This window comes from Sphingomonas populi (genome assembly GCF_004208535.1).
Taxonomy (GTDB): Bacteria; Pseudomonadota; Alphaproteobacteria; order Sphingomonadales; family Sphingomonadaceae; genus Sphingomonas; species Sphingomonas populi.
Map to the genome: position 1 here is coordinate 1 of NZ_SGIS01000178.1, position 600 is coordinate 600.

Here is a 600-nt window from a genome sequence, read left to right on the forward strand (position 1 = left end):
GGCGACCACCGACGCCAACCGCGCAGCATCTTCAGAGTTTACGATCACACATACGATCTGGGACATCCCGCCAGACTCGCACGAAACTAACCGATTGTGAATCACCTGATTGGGTCAGTGCACTAGCGAGATCATGCGCCGGACGAGCACGTCCAAGACATGCGTTTGGCGCTGGCAGGAGCGGTTCATGCAAGAAGGGGTAGAGGGCCTGCTGCGCGACAAGACCCGTCCGTCGGCATCCCTGCTCTGACCCCGGAGGTTATCGCATGGGTTGTCGCCCGGACGCATGAGGGTGTGGACGACGCGATGCGTCGGCTTTGCATCGTCCCCGGGGTCGGCCCGGTGACGGCGGGCGCGATCATGGCGTTCGCGCCGGATCTGCGTACCTTCGCCAGCGGGCGGAACTTCGCCGCCTGGCTCGGCTTGGTCCCTCGACAGCGATCGACCGGGGGCAAGACCCGCCTGGGCTCGGTTAGAGCATTTTTCGATCAAAAAGCATCATATCCGCAGTGAGCGAAGTAGTTTTTGCACTCTGCGGGGGTGAATTCGTCGATAGATTGGCCGATAATGCGCCAGAGGTCATCAACCGTTCTGGCGGCG

At 61.5% G+C, this 600-nt stretch carries 2 pseudogenes; both read left to right on the forward strand.

Annotation, left to right across the window (positions count from 1 at the left end):
• Positions 1-112: 112 nt before the first annotated feature.
• Positions 113-291: pseudogene (locus EWE75_RS26420) on the forward strand (helix-turn-helix domain-containing protein); the annotation flags it as partial.
• Positions 292-297: 6 nt separating this feature from the next.
• Positions 298-474: pseudogene (locus tag EWE75_RS24840) on the forward strand (transposase); the annotation flags it as partial.
• Between the last annotated feature and the right edge of the window lie 126 nt (positions 475-600).